Source organism: Plantactinospora sp. CNZ320, assembly GCF_002846275.1.
Genome location: NZ_PJMP01000001.1, coordinates 615,552 through 632,720 on the forward strand (window position 1 = coordinate 615,552; position 17,169 = coordinate 632,720).

General features: G+C 70.6%; 13 protein-coding genes, 3 pseudogenes and 1 riboswitch. Of the genes and pseudogenes, 8 read left to right on the forward strand and 8 right to left on the reverse strand.

The window, feature by feature from the left end; translation table 11 throughout:
* Positions 1-615: 615 nt before the first annotated feature.
* Complete coding sequence (locus tag CLT71_RS02520) at positions 616-1,434, forward strand: hypothetical protein (RefSeq protein WP_486483002.1); 819 nt, start codon at positions 616-618, stop codon at positions 1,432-1,434.
* A complete protein-coding gene (locus CLT71_RS36885; protein ID WP_158242155.1) occupies positions 1,431-1,586 on the forward strand; it encodes a hypothetical protein in 156 nt (51 codons plus the stop codon). Before CLT71_RS02520 ends, CLT71_RS36885 begins: the two co-directional genes overlap by 4 nt.
* Before the next feature lie 632 nt (positions 1,587-2,218).
* Here CLT71_RS36885 and CLT71_RS02530 read toward each other — a convergent pair.
* Both CLT71_RS02530 and CLT71_RS02535 read right to left on the reverse strand, forming a co-directional pair.
* Complete coding sequence (locus CLT71_RS02530) at positions 2,219-2,422, reverse strand: DUF397 domain-containing protein (protein ID WP_101365665.1); 204 nt, start codon at positions 2,420-2,422, stop codon at positions 2,219-2,221.
* Entirely contained in the window at positions 2,415-3,296 is an 882-nt protein-coding gene (locus tag CLT71_RS02535) for a Scr1 family TA system antitoxin-like transcriptional regulator (RefSeq protein WP_101365666.1), read from the reverse strand. The genes CLT71_RS02530 and CLT71_RS02535 overlap by 8 nt, the downstream gene beginning before the upstream one ends.
* A gap of 326 nt (positions 3,297-3,622) precedes the next feature.
* Here CLT71_RS02535 and CLT71_RS02540 point away from each other — a divergent pair, with 326 nt between their 5' ends.
* The 4 genes and pseudogenes from CLT71_RS02540 to CLT71_RS02550 form a co-directional block, all read left to right on the forward strand.
* Positions 3,623-5,692, forward strand: coding sequence for a hypothetical protein (locus tag CLT71_RS02540; protein WP_143743341.1), 2,070 nt, complete (start codon positions 3,623-3,625; stop codon positions 5,690-5,692).
* A gap of 101 nt (positions 5,693-5,793) precedes the next feature.
* Positions 5,794-6,213 (forward strand): annotated as a pseudogene (locus CLT71_RS37740) (DJ-1/PfpI family protein); the annotation flags it as partial.
* Complete coding sequence (locus CLT71_RS37335; RefSeq protein WP_199187485.1) at positions 6,174-6,392, forward strand: helix-turn-helix domain-containing protein; 219 nt, start codon at positions 6,174-6,176, stop codon at positions 6,390-6,392. The pseudogene CLT71_RS37740 and the gene CLT71_RS37335, both read left to right, overlap by 40 nt.
* Before the next feature lie 34 nt (positions 6,393-6,426).
* A pseudogene (locus tag CLT71_RS02550) lies at positions 6,427-7,020 on the forward strand (DJ-1/PfpI family protein); the annotation flags it as partial.
* Between the two features lie 19 nt (positions 7,021-7,039).
* Here the strand turns inward: CLT71_RS02550 and CLT71_RS02555 are convergent.
* Positions 7,040-7,918 (reverse strand): IS5 family transposase, encoded by an 879-nt coding sequence (locus tag CLT71_RS02555; protein ID WP_486483643.1) that lies wholly within the window; start codon positions 7,916-7,918, stop codon positions 7,040-7,042.
* A 256-nt stretch (positions 7,919-8,174) separates the two neighbouring features.
* Here CLT71_RS02555 and CLT71_RS02560 point away from each other — a divergent pair, with 256 nt between their 5' ends.
* The gene (locus CLT71_RS02560) at positions 8,175-8,669 is read left to right on the forward strand and encodes an SRPBCC family protein (protein ID WP_143743342.1); all 495 of its coding nucleotides are present in this window, start codon (positions 8,175-8,177) and stop codon (positions 8,667-8,669) included.
* Between the two features lie 54 nt (positions 8,670-8,723).
* Here the strand turns inward: CLT71_RS02560 and CLT71_RS02565 are convergent, their stop codons facing one another.
* The 5 genes and pseudogenes from CLT71_RS02565 to CLT71_RS02580 form a co-directional block, all read right to left on the reverse strand.
* Positions 8,724-10,085, reverse strand: a complete 1,362-nt coding sequence (locus tag CLT71_RS02565) for a condensation domain-containing protein (protein WP_158242157.1) — start codon at positions 10,083-10,085, stop codon at positions 8,724-8,726.
* A gap of 366 nt (positions 10,086-10,451) precedes the next feature.
* A complete protein-coding gene (locus CLT71_RS37745; RefSeq protein ID WP_486483644.1) occupies positions 10,452-10,883 on the reverse strand; it encodes a hypothetical protein in 432 nt (143 codons plus the stop codon).
* 6 nt (positions 10,884-10,889) lie between these two features.
* Positions 10,890-11,582: pseudogene (locus tag CLT71_RS37750) on the reverse strand (diaminopimelate decarboxylase family protein); the annotation flags it as partial.
* A gap of 196 nt (positions 11,583-11,778) precedes the next feature.
* Positions 11,779-12,330, reverse strand: coding sequence for an Lrp/AsnC ligand binding domain-containing protein (locus CLT71_RS02575; RefSeq protein ID WP_158242158.1), 552 nt, complete (start codon positions 12,328-12,330; stop codon positions 11,779-11,781).
* Positions 12,331-13,135: 805 nt separating this feature from the next.
* Positions 13,136-13,951 (reverse strand): NAD(P)H-binding protein, encoded by an 816-nt coding sequence (locus CLT71_RS02580; RefSeq protein WP_101365673.1) that lies wholly within the window; start codon positions 13,949-13,951, stop codon positions 13,136-13,138.
* 268 nt (positions 13,952-14,219) lie between these two features.
* A riboswitch (cobalamin riboswitch) is annotated at positions 14,220-14,451 on the forward strand.
* A gap of 192 nt (positions 14,452-14,643) precedes the next feature.
* Between CLT71_RS02580 and CLT71_RS02585 the strand changes: the two genes are divergently transcribed.
* Entirely contained in the window at positions 14,644-17,103 is a 2,460-nt protein-coding gene (locus CLT71_RS02585; RefSeq protein WP_101371078.1) for a ribonucleoside-diphosphate reductase subunit alpha, read from the forward strand.
* Positions 17,104-17,169 lie beyond the last annotated feature (66 nt).

Sequence of the window (17,169 nt, forward strand, 5' to 3'; positions counted from 1 at the left end):
GAGTGCGCCGATAACCTCCACCAGTCCCACAGATCCGGCAGGTAGTGCTGCTCAGCAATCCGGTTGCCGGGCTCAACCAGTTGGTCCTCGGTGAAGTCCAGAATCCGGCAGCGCACGTACGTACCCGCGCTTGCTGGCGTGCGCCTCCTCGGCGTCGCCGTCGGCAAACCCGAACGCCCGGCACATCTCCGGCAGGTCGTACGGTTTCACCGGGTGCGTAGTGACTGCGACGGACGAACGGCGCGACACCGCACGCGCGGTTCACGGAAATGGATCGCGATCGGCAACGCCGGCGTAAGCCTACGGTGGAAACCATGCCAAGGAATCAGAGCCCAACTTCGTCCGATTCAGCCCTTTCGGGCGGTTTGACCGTCTGGCAGATGAAGCGGTCGCGGCTCCGCGCCGAGGTGGTTAACGCGCCCCGCTGATCGGGCCGCACGCCTGGCGCCGTTCTGCATTCCCGCTACTTGGTTCTCGTCAAGGGGCTTGTCATGTTTGGGTATCGTCACCTAGGAGATTGTCATATGGATGTATCACTGCACCCGCTGGTGCGTCTGTGAACGGGACCGGGGTCCTGTTTGGAAGTGCGGCCGTTCGTGTGGCTAACTTTTCATCGTGAATCGACCACTTGCGCCGGTGCCATCCGGCAAGTCTGCGGAGGCGGCCACGGGCAGGCAGGCCCGGGCCGCGCTCCTGAAGCGCGCGAAGCGCTCCAATGTCCCGCTCCGCCGTGACTTTGTGCAGCTCAGCGATAAGAACGAGACGCGTTCCAGTGTACTGGCAGCCTTCGTGAAGGCTGGCCGGCTGCGAGCCCTGCGCGCGTACTTGATCGTGCTGGCCGCCAGTTCCTTCGAGGACGAGCGCGGCTGGTACACCGAGTTCGACAGCATGGTGTGGGCTCGGTTGTTCGACGCTCACGAGGACGCGACGACCGCTTCGGCGCGGACTGCGGCGTGGCGCACGCTCAAGCTGCTGGCCGACATGAAGCTAATCGAGGCCACCCGGGTCCCAAAGAGCCGAAGGATCGGGGTGAAGCTCCTACGCGAGGATGGCTCCGGAGTTGCATACACCCGTCCGGGCAAGGACGGTAACAGGGACCCGTATCTCCGGATCCCGACTACATTCTGGATCAAGGGTTACGACGAGCAGGTCGAGCTGCCGGGCTTGGCCATGCTGCTGGCCTTGTGTGCCGAGCGTGGACGTTGGGCGATGATGCTGCCCGAGCACATCCCGAACTGGTACGGGTGGTCCCCGGACACCGCCGAGCGGGGTCTGAAGAAAATCATGGAGCTCAAACTGGCCGAGAGGAAGGAAAAGCGCAAGGCGGCCCCACTGACGCCGCTGGGCTTCACCAAGTACTACGAGTACCGCATCCGCTCCGTCATGAAGGCGAAGACCGAACAGCCGCGCACGCAGAGCGGAGCAGCCGCGTGACCGAGAAGAACTCGCTCGAGCCGGACCGCGACCTGGTCCGCTTCCAGTTCTCTATCCCTCGCTCGTGGGGGTGGATGTTCCTGGGCATCCTGATCGGCAACGTCAACGAGGCCGGAGCGGTCCTCGACATGCTCGGCAGGATGTCGCACTAGCTGTAGCGGTCCAGTCGGTCACCGCCCGCTTCCGTCTGGAAGTCCACGCTCGGTCTGGAGGCGGGACGGTGACCCGCCCCGACCAGGTCGCCGGGCTCACTCCCGGTACGACCTACCGCACCTCGCCATCGTCGTCGGTGCCGCATCCCGGCATTCTGGATCCGTACCGGCTGTCTTCTCGGTCGAGGTCGAGGGCGAGCGTCTGGGAATCAGCGTCGGACCACCTCGTATGCGACGCTGCGGCGGTACCGATGCCAGCCGCCCAGGCGGTGCTCTGCGCGGCCAGCAAGGAGGCATCGGTCTCCGCGTTGCGGTGCGGGCCCCGGCACCGGTGGTGGCCGACGCGCTTGACTTCCACAGACCAGACCGCCGCCCGCTCGCACAACGCAGGCGGTCACGTGGAGCCGCTACGCGCCCGCTCGATCGAGCCGCATTAGATAGAGGCCCGGGCCTCTGATCAGCTCGCGGCGGTAGCGGTGCGATCGGCTGCTAAGCCAGCCCGGCACGCGCGATCCAGGAACAGCACGATCACCTGGAGAGAGCGAAGTTCGAAGCGGGCGGGCGTCGCGCTGCGCATTTGAGGAAAGAGCGGATGCCCCGGCCGAGGCCAGGGGCATCCGATGGACGGTCGGTCAGCGAGCGATGCTGGCGGTCTTGACTCCAGAGACGAAGGCAGACCAGGCGTACGGCGAGAAGGCGAGGACCGGCCCGGCCTGGTCTTTGCTGTCGCGTACGCCGACGACATTGGCCAGGTTGTCGGCCACCTCTACGCAGTCGCCACCGTTGTCGCCGCTGCGAGTGCTCTTGCGCCACTGGGCGCCGGTCAGGTCAGCCATGGTGGACCTCCGCAGCAATCTTGCCGATCATGTGCTTCGATTGTCCCTCATCCAAGGCGAGCGCGGTCAGCCCAGCCCAGACAGTTTCGTAGGCAGCCAGTTCGCTTGGCCGGTCGAGATAGAGCGCTCCGGTCAGTGACTCGCAGTACACGATGGGTGGCTCGGGGGTGTTCCGGTTGCCTGGCGGGAAGTTGAGTATGACGAACGTGCCGGCAACCGCGCCGTAGTGCAGGCCAGTAGCCAGCGGTAACACCCGGATATAGACATTGGGTAGAGCGCCTACCGCCAGCAGGTGGCGGAGCTGCGCGGCCATCGTCTCGCGGCTGCCCACTGTCCGCAGCAACGCTCCCTCGTGGATGATCACCTCCAGCTTGGGTGCGGGTGGCAGGCGTCTCGTCAGGAGGGACTGGCGTTGTAGCCGGATCTCGACCAGTCGGTCTCGTTCCTCCTCGCTCATCGTCAAGCGATGTTGGTAGACCGCCAACGCGTAGCCTCTGGTCTGTAGTAGTCCGGGTATCAGTGCTTCGTCGTATCGCCGCTGGTGCGAGGCGACTGCTTCGAGGCCGACGTACAGCTCGAACCACTCGGGGATGGCGTCGCCGTACGCGTGCCACCAGCCCTTGGCCTTCGTCTGGCTGGCCAGTCCAACGAGGGCGGTGACCAGTTCCGGCTTGACGTCGTAGAGCGCGCACATCGCTTTGACGTCGAGTGAGCGGACGACGCCGAGTCCACTCTCGATCCGCCAGACCTTCTGTCGGCTGCACTCCAGGGCGTCGGCGGCCGCGTCGAGGGTCACCCCGGCCTCGGTGCGGAGCTGCTTGAGCGTTCGGCCGAGCTGGCGGCGCGGCACGGTCGAACCCATGTCCTCGGTCATTTGATCACTCCCCGCGTTCGATTTTGCAACATCCTGCCGCCTCCGATAAAACGTCTATCCGTTGACCGAAAATAAGTCAACAGGGCTTGGCGATTTCTCCTGAGAATTTGTTGCCACCCACCCGCCACACACTACAAGATGGCCTTCGAGAGCGACCGTCCAAACAGTTCTCGACCGGGTCGCCGCGCTGATCAACAATTTCGGCGAAAGGATGATGCTGTCGTGCGCGCAAATCTCTGTCGTATTCTCTCCGCCCGCCGCCACCGCCCTGATCACGATCGGCGAACCGACGACTCGCGCCAGACCGGACAGCGGTGGGCGGCCCGGTGACCGGCCGGGCCATGGTAGTCACCTGCCCGAGCTGTGACGGGCTGACATTCACGGTTGGCGCATGCCTCTGCGTCGGATACGGCAACCGGATCCTGGTCACCGACGAGCCGGCGCCCCGTGAGCCGTACCAGGAATGCCGGGTGTGTCGGGGCGTCGGTCGGGTCGCGACCGCCTGCCATCGCTGCGGACAGCGCGGCGAGCGGCGGGCGCAGCTCGTGCTGACGGTGGCCAACGTCGACACCGGCGAGGTCGCCTCGGCCAGCGTCGTCCCGGGCACGGTGCCGCCCCGGCCGGCGCCCGGCGGCGGTTGGCATTTGCCGCTGACACCGCTGGTCGACCAACTGGCCGAATCCGTCGGCGCGGCCACCCGGTCGGACTGCAACGGGCAGTCGGGCGACGGGTCGGCCGTCTGGCTGCCCCGCGAGTGGTGCCCCGAGCTGCCCGACGACCAGCGGCTGGCGCTGGAGACTCGGGCCATCGCGGGCCACCCCGGCGAGAGCTGGCGGGTGTTCCTCGGCCGCAGCATCGCCCCGCCGCCGGTCGCCCCGGAGCAGCGGCTCGGCCAGCTCTGCGCGCTCGCCGACCGACTCTGCCTCGACCTGGTGCTGGAGGCACGCCGGCTCCGCCACGACGATCTGCTCTGGGACATCCGCTTCGACGTACCCGGGGCGGCGGTGCCGGCGACCCGGCGCGGCACGGCGTACAGCCTGACCGAGGCGCTCGGCACCGCCACCCCGTTGTCCGCGATCTCCGGCATCACGGCGCGCGGCTTGGCCGCACCGGCCCGCTATCTCGTCCCGTCGGTCGAATCGCCTCTCGGCCCGGCGCGGCCGACCCGGGACCTCGACCAGGTGGAACGTCGGGTGATCGCCGAGTGCACCGATCTGCGTACCGGAGATCCGCTCCCCGGCGCCTGCGCAATCTGGCGGGACGGGCACTGGTGGTACACCAGCCTGCGGGTCGCCGACCGGACCGACCGGCTCGTCGAGCGGGCGACCGGCCAGTTGATGTGCCGCCGCATTGAGGTGCTGCGGCGGGGCTGGGAACCACCCGACCCCGGCTGGCTCGGCGACGCGATCCCGCACACCCCGTGCCCGGCCTGCGACCCCGGCAACGGGCTGCGGCCCTGCTTCTGCACCGTCGGTGCCCCCGCAGCCGATCCCGACTGCGACAGTTGCGCCGGCACCGGCCTGCGCGCCGGGATGTTCACCTGCCACACCTGTCTGGACAGTCACCGGATTTTCCAGGGGCTGGTCGTCACCCTTACCGACCTGGACCACCAGGTCGTACACCTCAACTGGCGGGCCGGCGACGCCGGGCCCGGCACGCTGGTCGCGACCCAGCCCGGCGGCAAGCCGGTGGTCCAGCTCCCCGAGCGCTTCCGGCTGGCCACCCACGCCAGCATCTTCGGGGTACGTCCGGAGGACCTCACCGAGGCCGACGGCGGCTGGACGGTCGACCAGGATCTCCGCGAGGGGTACGTCACGCTGCACGGGACCGGCGTCGAGCCGCTGACCCAGCACCTCGCCCAGGCCGGCCGGGGCAGACCCGGCGGCCGGCTGATCGTGCTGGCCGCCTCACCCGAGGTGCCGCCGTTGGCACACCTGATCAGGCTCGCCCACGGCCTCGACCTGGCGGTCGACGTCTCGGTACGCGACAACCGGCACAACGCCGACGACCCGCTGCGTGTGCAGGGTGTCTGCTGGTACGTCGAGATCACCGTCGCCGCCCCGACGGCGCCGGAGGTCGAGCCGACGGGCCGGTCGACGCTGGCCGGGGCAATCGCCTACGCCCTCGACTATCTGGGCAGTGTGCTGGCCGAGGCGGTGCCGGACGACCCCGCGCAACCGATCGCCGCGCCGCAGGCGCCGATGTCGGACCCGATCGCCGACCCGGAACCGATGCTGCGCCGGCTCGGCGCGCACCATGCCGGCCACTGGGTGACCGTCCGGTTCAGCGGCGCCGACTGTCGGATCGGAGTGCGTGAGCAGGGGACACGGCGCCATCTGGCCACCGCCGCCGACCTGACCGGTGGGCTCACCGCTCTCGGGCTGAGCCCTGACTGACCACAGACACGACCGTCGTACGCCCGGCCTGGCACGGGCGCCGACCGACGGCGGGGCCCGCCGACCATCACCGCGCCCGAGCGGGCGCGGTCGAACCGGTGATGGCCGAAATCGTCACTACCTCGTCATTGCTGCCACAACCCGCCCGGCGAAACGATGGACGCGTGGACCACCGCCACATCGTTTTCCTGATCTTCCCGAGGTTCCAGGTGCTCGACCTGACCGGCCCGCACGAGGTGTTCGCACAGGCCGAACGGCTCGGGCCGGGCTACCGGCTGGAGACCGTCGCACCGCTGCCCGGGCCGGTCACCGCCAGCGGCGGCCTCACCGTGACGCCGAATCTCGGCATCGACGAGTGCGTCGGGCCGATCGACACGCTCGTGGTGGTCGGTGGCGCCGGCCGGGGCGAGGCGTGCGCCGACCGACGGTTGATCGACTGGCTGCGCGCCGTCGCCGGACGAGCCCGCCGGGTGGCCGGGGTGTGCAGTGTGGCCTTCCTGCTGGCCGAGGCCGGGTTGCTCGACGGCAGGCAGTCGAGGCGGCCCGGGTCGAGGCCGCCCGGCGCCTGCTGGAAACCACCGACGCCCCGCTCGGAGCGATCGCCCGGAGCTGCGGATTCGGCACCGTCGAGACGATGCACCGCCGCTTCCGACGCGTGGTCGGGGTCACCCCCGGCCAGTATCGCCAACACTTCGGCTGAACTTCGGCTGAGAGGGCCTGCCATGCGTATCGTCATCCCGCTCTTCGAGGGGTTTACCGCACTCGATGCCGTTGGGCCGTACGACGTACTCAAGTTGCTGCCCGGGGCCGAGGTGGTGTTCGCGGCGACCAGCACCGGGCCAATCCGGAACAACGTCGGCAGCCTGGCCCTGACCGCCGACGCCGCGCTTCACGACATCGACTCCTGCGACGTATTAGTGGTGCCCGGCGGTCCCGGCGTCGACGCGCACCTGGCCGGCGGAGCACTGCTGGACTGGATCCGGCGGATACACGAGGGCACCCGGTGGACGACGTCGGTCTGCACCGGTTCGCTGCTGCTCGGCGCCGCCGGTCTGCTGCGCGGCCGTACCGCCACCACGCACTGGCGCAGAGCGGAGCGGCTGGCCGCCTTCGGCGCGACCTATTCGGCACAGCGGGTCGTCGACGACGGCAAACTGCTCACCGGGGCCGGGGTCTCCGCCGGAATCGACATGGCACTTACCCTTGCCGCGCGGCTCACCGACCGGGCCACCGCCGAGGCCATCCAGCTCGCCATCGAGTACGACCCCCAGCCGCCGTTCGACGCCGGATCACCTGCGAAGGCGGCCCGGGCACGTAACGGCGGCTAAGGCGTGTTTCGTAAGTCGGTCAGAGCCACTCGGTGATGATGGTGATGGTCAGGACGGCTTGGAAGCGGACTGCGAGCTTGTCGTATCGGGTGGCGACGCCGCGGTGGCGTTTGAGTCGGTTGATGCCGTTCTCGACGGCGTGGCGGAGCCGGTAGAGGTCCTTGTCGAACGCGGGTGGCCGCCCGCCCTTGGAGCCTTTGGCCTTGCGGTGGGCGTCCTGGTCGGCCTTGCTGGGGATACAGGCCTTGATCCCCCGCTTACGCAGATGAGCGCGGTTGCCGCGGCTGGTGTAGGCCTTGTCGGCCAGGACCAGGTCAGGACGGGTACGGGGTCGGCCCAGCCCGAGGCGGGTCACGCGGATACGGCGCAGGACGGGGATGAACTGCGGACTGTCGCCGCGGTGCCCGGCGGTCACGATCATCGCCAGGACCTTCTGTCCCTGCTCGCAGGCCAGGTGGGTCTTGGTGGTCAGCCCGCCGCGTGATCGGCCCAGTGCGTGGTCGGCTGGTTCGTCGTGCACGCCGCCGGGCGACTCTTTCTGCAGGTGGCCGTTGGTGCGGGCGCCGGCGGCGTGTTGGTGGGCGCGGCTGGTCATCGAGTCGATGCTCACCGTCCAGCCGATCCGGCCGGCCGCGTCGCTGGCGGCTTGTAACGCGGTCAGGATCTTGTCCCAGGTGCCGTCACGCTGCCAGCGGCGGAACAGGCCGTAGACGGTGGGCCAGGGCGCGTACTCGGCCGGGACATCGCGCCATGGGGCGCCGATCCGGATCCGCCACCGGATGGCGTCGATGAGCTGTCGTTTCTCCCACTTCGGCGGACGACCCGTTCTCGGCGCGGCAGGCAGCAGCGGAGCCAGGACAGCCCACTGCCTGTCGGTCAGGTCGTGCCGCCTCGTCACCGCTACGCTGGGCACGAGGTCTCCGGTATGAAGTTCTTGCTTGGTCGCAGAACCAGATACCGGAGACCTCTTCAGTTGTCGATCACCGCCACGCCGTGACCTCGACACAGCCGGCCTGACTTACGAAACACGCCTTAGTGCTGTGACCAGGAAGGTTCACCGGGTTCACGGGTCACTCCTCCCAGGCGTTGTCGCACCCTCGGTGTAGCGTCCCGGCCCGAGTCAGGGTTCATGTTCTGCGGTTTACGGAGCGGGGATGACGAGTACGAGAGGCGAGCCCGTGATGGTGTCCCGGTGCATCAGGGCTCCGGCGGGGGACATCTTCCGGATCCTGGCCGATCCCGGACGGCACCCGGACTTCGACGGCTCGGGGATGCTGCGCGGTGGCGTCTCCGGCGCCGTGGTCTCGGGCGTCGGAGACGTCTTCGTGATGCGGATGTACCACGAGCGGCACGGCGACTACGAGATGAACAACCACGTCGTCGAGTACGAGCTGGACCGCCGCATCGGCTGGGAGCCGAGGCCCGGTCGCGGGCACCCGGACGCCACCGAGCCCGGGTCCAGGTGGGGCCACCGGTGGATTTTCGACCTGCTCCCGGACGGGGCCGGGGCGACGGTTGTGACCGAGATCTTCGACGGTTCGCGCATGCCGGAGGACAAACGCGCGGAAGTGGACAGCGGGCGCGCCTGGTGGCAGACCCAGATGGCGAGCACTCTGGCACGCCTCGCCGAACTGTGCGCCGCCCGGTGAATGGCGTCACAGCACTAGCGTGTGACGGCGGCCCGGCCGTGTATCGGCGGCCGGTCAGTCGGCGACGAAGGGCTCGTCCTCCGGCGGGCGGAGCGTCGAGACCTGTCGCTCCGGATTCGTGGCGACCAGGCTGAGTAGGAACGCGAGCCCGTTGAGCAGGCTCTCGACCGTCTCCGGTGTGAGGTGCCGCAGGTCGTATCTCGCGTGCAGTCCGAGCCGCTCACCCGGCACGACGAGCAGGTTGAGCGGGTGGTGCGACGCCGACCACCGGCCGTCGAAGCGTACCGAGAGAGCCGACGCGTCGACCGTACCGGTGAACAGGTCGTTGTCCATCGGGTACGTCTCGAAGTCGAGCACGCTCTCGAACAGTGGCACCCCGTCGGGCGCCCCTGCCCAGGAGCGGGCCAGTGTCAGGGGCACGTGGTCGAACGGGCGGGCCAGTGCCTGGCGTGCCTGCAACCCGCGCAACCACACCACGACCGGTTGGTCAGGGCGGATCCGTACCCGAACCGGCACCGTGTTGGCCAGCGGGCCGACCAGGGTCTCCACGCCCGGACCGGTCGCCCGCCCGGCGACTGTCGAACCGATGACGATGTCGTCTGTCCCGGTACGGGCCGAGAGCAGCCGGGCCCAGCAACCCTGGACGACCGTCTCCAGGGTGAGTCGCTGCTGACCGAGGGTCCCGTCCAGCAGATAGGTGTCCTCGCTCGTCAGTTCGAGCGAGTACTCGTCGAAGGCGTCCGTTGGCTCTCCCCGCCAGTCCGGCGGATCACTTTCCAGCGGGACGGGCGCCGGCGCGTCGGACAACTCCGAGCGCCAGAAGTCCTCCGCATCGGCGAGGTCACGGACGGCCGACCAGGCGACGTGGTCGCGGAACGGCGTCGGAGTCGGCAGCCCGGCGTCCCGGCCCTCGATGCCCGCCCGGTATTCGGCCAGCGCCTCGCGGAGCAGGATCGGCAGGCTCCAGCCGTCGACGACCAGGTTGTGGGTCGTCCAGACCAGCAGGTGCTCGGTCTCGGAGACCCGGAGCAGGGCAAACCGGCACAGCGGTGATACGTCCAGCGCGAAGTTCCGGAGCCGGTCGGCGGCGAGGAGTTCGGCGAGGCCGCGTCGGCGCTGGCAGGCCCGGATGGTCCGCAGGTCGTCGAGGTGCCATTCGGCCGGCGCCGCCGCGGTGACGACCTGGACGGTTTCGCCGTCGTCGTTGCGGACGAACCCGGTGCGCAGCACCTCGTGGCGGGCGATCACCCGGTCCCAGGCCTGCTGGAACTCGGCGACCCGCAGCCGGCCACGGATGACGAGGCGTACCTGCTGGAGGTCGCGGGCCGGATCCGCCTCGTCCGAGGCCGGGTGCAGGAGGGCACGCTGGACCGGCGACAGAGGGTAGCCGCCCCGCAGGTCGACCGAACTGGTCATCCCGTCACCTCCTGAGGACGAGCGGATGTGGCCGCAGACCCGTGCGCGACCACCGTCGGGTCCGGCGCGGCGGGCGCCCGTGACGCGAGAAGAACTGAGCGGCTCATCTGGGCAGTGACAACTCCCTGTTCGCGCACCTGCCGGTACGAGGGCGACGCCGGACGCAAACATGGAGATCCATGATTCGACGGCGAGTGTCGCCGACGTTACCAGGGGTGGCGCGGCGCTGTCTCCCCGCCACGCACTGGAACAGAACTGTCCGATTTAGTTGTGAAATGTCACGCTCGTCATTCCGATCTGCGGAACGCTGCTGCCAGCAGGGCAGGTCGGCTGTCCACTATGCGAGATGTGCCTGCCGACGCGCCGTCAGTCCGCTCCGGACTCGTCCACGTCGCGCAGCAGCAGGTCGGCCGGGGACTCCCGGCGTACCAGGGTGCGCAGCCGTCCGTCCCGCACCGCCAGCAGCGGCGGGCGACCGACCAGGTGATAGTTGGACGCCCGCGAGTGGTGGTACGCCCCGGACCCCGCCACCGCCAGCAGGTCGCCCGGCCGGACGTCCGACGGCAGGGTCAACCCGGGCACGACGACATCCTCGCTGTCGTTGTGCCGGCCGACCACCGTGGCCCGCACCGGGGCGGCGCAGGTGGTACGCCCGAACAGCACCGCACTGTGCCGCCCGCCGCAGAGCGCGCCGGGCGGGCAGTCGGTCATCCCGCCGTCGACCGCGACCAGAGGCCGGCCGTCCGTACCCCGGTTGACCGACACCACGTGGTAGACGGTGATCCCGGCCCGGGACACGATCGCCCGGCCGGGGGAGACCGTCAGGGCCGGCGTGGGCAGCTCGTGCCGTTCGGCGGCCAGCCGGAGTACCGCCCGGATCCGGTTGGCGAACGCGGCGAGGGCGAGGCCGGGATCACCGCCGGAGTAGGCGACAGCGTGCCCGCCACCGAGGTTGAACTCGGTCGCCACGACGCCGTACCGGGTACGCACACCGGCGAGGAACTCCAGCACGGCACGTACCTCGCGTTCGTAGACGCTGAACCGGCTGACCTGATGGCCGACCGAGCAGTCCACCCCCACCAGCCGCAGCCGGGGCTGGGCGACGATCCGGGCCACCGCCCCGGCCGCCTCGCCGGAGTCGATCCGCAGCCCGAACCGGCAGTCCGCACCGTCGGCCGATCCGGGGCCGACGAGCACCCGGAGCAGCACGCGCTGGCCGGGCGGAGCGGTCGCGGCGAGCCGGGTGATCTCGCCGAGCGACTCGACCACGATCGTGCCGACCCGGCCGGCGTACGCGGCGTCGAGGTCCTCGGGGGTCTTCGCGCTGCCGTACATCACGATCCGGTCGGCGGGGAACCCGGCGGCCAGCGCGACGCGCAGTTCACCCGCGGAACCGACGTAGAGCCGCAGCCCCTCCTCGGCGAGCCAACGGGCGACGCCCCGGCTGAGCAGGGCCTTCCCGGTGTACGCGACGCCGCCCTCGCCGAACGCCGCGAGGTAGTCCCGGCAGCCTGCCGCACGTCCGCCTCGTCGAGTACGTAGCTCGGGGTGCCATGGTCGGTCGCCACCGAGGTCATCGACACCCCGCCCACCCGGAGGTCACCGTGGTCCGCCCAAGCGGCGGTCATCGGCCAGACCTCGGTCAACGGGACGCGCAGTGAGGAACGCAGCGACGGGATGATGTCCGACAGGGTCATCGGGCCGCCCCCGCCCCGACGGTACGGCGCCCGGCCTGCCGGGTACGGCTCGGCGACGGCTGCCAACCGTGTTCGGTCGGCGGGAGTGCCTGCCGGGGCCGGTCGTCCCCGACCGCCGGCGTCCCCGGATCGGTCCGCCCGAGGTCGGTCGCCGTCCCAGGACTGCTTGCGTCCGGATCGGTCGTCCCGGGGTCGGTCGCCCTCCCAGGATCGCTTGCCTCCGGGTCGGTCGTCCCGGGGTCCGTCGTCGTCGGGCCGGTCGTCGCCGAGGCCACGGGGGAGAGGGCGACCACGCCGACCACCAGGTGGGTGACGGTGGCCGCCGCCCCACCCCGGGTACGCATCGCGGTGATCAGCCGATCCAGTTCGGGCAGGCTCGGGCAGGCGACCTTGACCACCAGGTCGATGTCGCCGACGACGTGCCAGGCGGCGTCGATCTCCGGTTCGGCGGCCAGGAAGCGCCGGAAGGGTGCCGGGTCGGGGCCGGGCAGCCGGACGAGGACCAGGGCGTGGATCGCGTGCGGCGACCCGGCTTCGTCAGTTGTCACGGCACCGACCGTCGCGCGCGGCACGAGGTACCGCCAGGGCCGTTGACGCGCCGCATACGACCCCGCCCGGTTTCCGCACGCCGCGCATACGCCCGGGTCCGGCCCGGCCCGGCCCGCCGCAGGCCACCGCCCGGGTCCGGCCCGGCCCGCCGCAGGCCACCGCCCCCGGGTACGCCCATCGCCCCGGGTAAGCCGCCGCCCCCGGGTGCGCCACCGTCCCGGCGACCGTTCGCGACGGTGCCGGTGGCGCCAATCCGGCGTGCGGAAACCGGCCGGCGTCGTAGCGAAAACGTCAACGGCGGCCCACTCCGACCAGTAGCGGCGTTGCTATTCAACCGGCGGGATCGGGACAGGGGTACCGGCTCGCCGTACCCGGTCCGGCCGGAACCGTCAGCCGGACCGCACCCGAACCTCCGGCCCTGGCGCAGCGAGGAGTGTGATGATCGTCGAAACCCGCACCGGCCCGGACGACCGGCCGGCCGGAACACCGACCGGGATCAGCGTCGCGGCGGGCAGCGTGGCGCTGGTGCTCGCCGCGGTGCTCTCCGCCGCGCTGTTCCCGCCCGACGCCGTCGCCGCCCGGCTGGTGATACCCGCCGCGGTCGTGGCCGGGTACGCGGCGCTCGTCGCGGACCCACGGGCCGTACTCTCGGTCTCACTCCTGTCGGTGCTGGTCTTCACCGGCTTCCTGGCCAACCGGTACGGCGAGTTGAGCACAGTGCACGGCGACGTCTGGTGGTACGCGCTCGTGTTCGGCTGCACGGCCCTGCTCGGCACCGGCTGTCGTACGGTCCGGTCGGGCACCCTAGCGTTCCTGTTCCGGCGAGGCGGCGAGGTACTCCGACCAGGTGATCCGGCCCCGGTCCCCGGCCGGGGAGACCATCCCACCCGACCGGAAGGCGCGGCCGAGCCGACCTGGCACCGGTAGCCGGACGAGCCGACGCCGGATCTGTCGCGCCGCCAGCCACTCCCGGGCGAGGGTGTCGGCGTCGAGTACCGCCGGTCCGCCGAACTCCTCGATCGCCCCGGCTGGCGCGGCGGTCACCCGCGACCGCAGGTGCACGGCGACATCGGCGACGTCGACCGGTTGTGCGGGGATCGCCGGGTCGATGGGCAGCACCGGCAGCCGGGCCAGCCGACTCAACGCCTCGGCCAGGAACTCGTGGAACTGGGTGACCCGGAGCACCGTCCACGGCACCGGGCCGGCCGCGACCAGCGACTCGGCCTCGACCTTGATCCGGAAGTACGGCCAGGGCACCCGGTCGACGCCGACGATCGAGATGTACACCAGGTGCCGTACCCCGGCCCGGTCTGCGGCCTCGACCAGCCGGCGGGTGCCGGTCACGTCGACCTGACGGGTGTAGCCGCGCTGATAGGGCGCGGATGCCGCGTGCACGACGACGTCGACGCCGTCGACCGCCGCCGGGAGCCCGTCCCCGGTGGCCAGGTCGAGCCGGATCCGGTGCACCGCGCCACCGTCGGGCACCGGCCGGTCCGGAGTGGGTACCCCGGTCGGCGCCGGAGTCCGGCTGGCGGCCCGTACGGTGTGCCCGGCCCGGGCCAGTTCCGGGGTGAGTGCGCGGCCGAGCCGCCCGGTCGCCCCGGTTATCAGGATGTGCATGGTCTCTCCGTGTCTCGTCGCTCTGGTGTCTCGCCGGCTTCGTCTCTCTGTCTCGCCGGCTTCGTGTCTCGTCGGCCGGAGCCGGACTCCACCGGGTCGGTGGCCCGGGCACGGTGGCGTCGCCAGGAAGGACGGGCGAGGAGTGTCCGTTGTGACCTCGACCGTGCCGCCGCTCCGGCGTGAACGCGCCCGCCCGAGGGTGAGGATGCCGACACGCCGACACGCCGACACGACATATTGGGGTATGACTTTCGGGCCATCCCTATATATGGTGTTGATCGCAGCTGGTTCGGCCGCCGCCCGGCGGTCGAGGCAAGAGGGAATCCGGTAGGAGTCCGGAACTGCCCCGCAGCGGTGAGTGGAAACGACAGCCGTCATCACGCACTGGGTTGCCCGGCCCGACAGCCGGTCCGCCTGGGAAGCGACGGCCAGTAGGCGAACCCGGGTACGCCCGTGGCCCGTCCACGAGTCCGAAGACCTGCCAGCGCGCCGTGTACGAGCCCGTACGCGGCGGTCCGAGGCCGCGCGGGACGGCCGACGCCACCGACGCACGTCGACGCGTGCCCGTCGGCGTCCCCGCGCGGCTTCCTCCGGACCGGAGGAGTCGAGTGCGCGAGGAGAGAGTTGTGACAGTCACCGAGGCCACGCCGGACGGGTCGGCGGCACAGGACGACGACGGCGAGCGGTCGACGGTGCGACGGACCGGCTACCGCCCCGACTGGCCCGCCAGCCCGCCGGGAGCGGGTGGTGGTGGCACGACCGGACCGGCCGACGTCGGCACGATCGCCCGCGCGGTGCGCCGCCAGGCCGACGACCTCCCCGACGTCGACCCGGTACGGCTGGCGACCCGGGTGGTCAACAGCCTGGCCGAGGGGGCCGGCGCGGCCGAGCTGCACCGGCTCTGCGTGCAGACCGCCGCCGAGTTGATCGGCGAGGAGCCGCAGTACTCCCGGCTGGCCGCCCGACTGCTCGCCGGGTACCTCGAACAGGAGGTCCGGGGACAGGGCGTCGACTCGTTCAGCGGGTCGATCCGGCTCGGGCACCGGCACGGCCTGATCGGCGACGAGACGGCCGAGTTCGTCCGGACGTACGCCGACGAGTTGGACGAGGCCGTCGACCCGGCCGCCGACCGACGCTTCGAGTACTTCGGGCTGCGTACCGTCTACGACCGGTACCTGCTGCGGCACCCGGTGGACCGGCTGGTCCTGGAGACCCCGCAGTACTGGCTGCTCCGGGTCGCATGTGGACTGTCCCGTACCCCGGACGAGGCGGTCGGCTTCTACCGGCTGATGGCGTCGCTCGCCTATCTGCCCAGCTCACCGACGCTGTTCAACTCCGGCACCCGGCACACCCAGATGTCCTCCTGCTATCTGGTCGACTCGCCCCGCGACGAACTCGACTCGATCTACGACCGCTACGCCCAGGTGGCGCGGCTGTCCAAGTTCGCCGGTGGGATCGGCATCGCCTGGTCCCGGGTCCGCTCCCGGGGCGCGCTGATCCGGGGCACCAACGGCACCTCCAACGGGATCGTCCCGTTCCTGCGTACCCTCGACTCGTCGGTGGCGGCGGTCAACCAGGGTGGCCGGCGCAAGGGCGCGGCCTGCGTCTATCTCGAACCGTGGCACCCGGATGTCGAGGAGTTCCTGCAACTGCGGGACAACACCGGCGAGGAGGCCCGGCGGACCCACAACCTGAACCTGGCCAACTGGATCCCGGACGAGTTCATGCGGCGGGTCGAGGCGGACGAGGTCTGGTCGCTCTTCGACCCGGACGAGGTGCCGGAGTTGCCGGATCTGTGGGGCGCGGAGTTCGACGCGGCGTACCGAGCCGCCGAAGAGCAGGGCCGGCACGTCCGCCAGGTCCGGGCCCGTGACCTCTACGGCCGGATGATGCGCACGCTGGCCCAGACCGGCAACGGGTGGATGACCTTCAAGGACACCTCGAACCGGCTCTGCAACCAGACCGCCGAGCCGGGCAACGTGGTGCACCTCTCCAATCTCTGCACGGAGATCATCGAGGTCTCCGGCGACACCGAGACCGCCGTCTGCAACCTGGGCTCGGTCAACCTGGCCGCGCACCTGGTCGCCGACCCGGCCGCCCCGGGCGGTGCACCCGCTGCCTTGGACCGGATCGACTGGGTACGGCTGCGCGAGACCGTCCGGACCGCGGTGACCTTCCTGGACCGGGTGATCGACATCAACTACTACCCGAGCCGGGAGGCGGCGGCGAGCAATCCCCGCTGGCGGCCGGTCGGGCTCGGGGTGATGGGGTTGCAGGACGTCTTCTTCGCGCTGCGGCTGCCGTTCGACTCGCCCGAGGCGAAGGAACTCTCCACCCGGATCGCCGAGGAGATCTACCTGACCGCGCTGGAGACCTCGGCCGGGCTGGCCGAGCGGTTCGGCGCCCATCCGGCGTACCCGCAGACCCGGGCGGCGGCCGGGCAGCTCCAACCCGACCTGTGGGGGGTGACCGGCAGCCAGACCGGCCGCTGGGCCGCACTGCGCGAGCGGATCTCGGCGTACGGGCTGCGCAACTCGCTGCTGGTCGCGATCGCCCCGACGGCCACCATCGCCTCGATCGCCGGCTGTTACGAGTGCATCGAGCCGCAGGTCTCCAACCTGTTCAAACGGGAGACGCTGAGCGGGGAGTTCCTCCAGGTGAACACGGCTCTGGTGGCGGAGCTGAAGGCACGTGGGCTGTGGACGGAGCGGATCCGGGCCGCGATCAAGCGGGCGGACGGCTCGGTGCAGGGCATCGAGGAGTTGCCGGCGCGGCTGCGCGAGGTGTTCCGTACCGCCTGGGAGCTGCCGCAGCGGGCGCTGATCGACCTGGCTGCCGCCCGGGCGCCCTACGTCGACCAGTCCCAGTCACTGAACCTCTTCATGGCCGCCCCGGACATCGGCCGGCTCAGCTCGATGTACCTGTACGCCTGGAAGTCCGGACTGAAGACGACCTACTACCTCCGGTCTCGCCCGGCCACCCGGATCCAGCAGGCGACGGTGACGGCGCAGCCGGTTGCCCGGCCCGCGCTGCCCGCCGTGACGCTGCCCGCCATGACGCTGCCCGCCGTGACGCTGGCGGTCCAAGGCTCCCCGGACGCGGCGCTGGCCTGCTCACTGGAGAACCCCGAGTCCTGCGACGCCTGCCAGTGACCGCCGCCGCACCGGTGACCACCGCCGCACCCGCCACCGACACCGCACCCACGACCGCCACCGACA